At 56.8% G+C, this 521-nt stretch carries 1 pseudogene; it reads left to right on the forward strand.

Annotation, left to right across the window (positions count from 1 at the left end):
• Positions 1-521 (forward strand): annotated as a pseudogene (locus tag QB898_RS13195) (hypothetical protein); the annotation flags it as partial.

Consider the following 521-nt stretch of genomic DNA (forward strand, 5'->3'; position numbering starts at 1 on the left):
CTTGGCGGCGCACTGGATGACCGCCTGTATGGCGGCAATGGGGACGACCGTATGGAAAGCGGCGCGGGCAACGACTGGCTGGAAGGCGGGGCGGGAGAAGACACCTATGTTTTTGGCAAAACCGACACGGGTGTTGACACCATCTATGACAGCGACGGCAAAGGCCATCTGGAATATGAAGGCCAAAAGCTCAAAGGCGGCATGCGCCTGCATCAAAACGTCTGGTTCAACAAAGACCAGGGTTTTATTTATTCGCTCATTGGCAGTGAAGCCAACCCCATCTTGCTTGTGCAGCGCAAAGAAGGCGAACAAACCCGCACCGTAGCGCGCATACGCAACTGGCGCAATGGCGACCTGGGCCTGAGCATGAGCAATCAGTCTGATACGGACGGCGCCAGCATGGACCTGAACCAGTCAGGCACGGCAGGCTACATCCACATCAACGCAGGCCAGGCCGACAAAGGCGTCTCCCTTGCAGGCAACAGCCAGTCCAATTCTTTTATTGGCTCCAACCATGACGA

The sequence above is a fragment of the Ottowia cancrivicina genome (assembly GCF_029813755.1).
In the GTDB taxonomy this organism is placed as follows: domain Bacteria; phylum Pseudomonadota; class Gammaproteobacteria; order Burkholderiales; family Burkholderiaceae_C; genus Ottowia; species Ottowia massiliensis.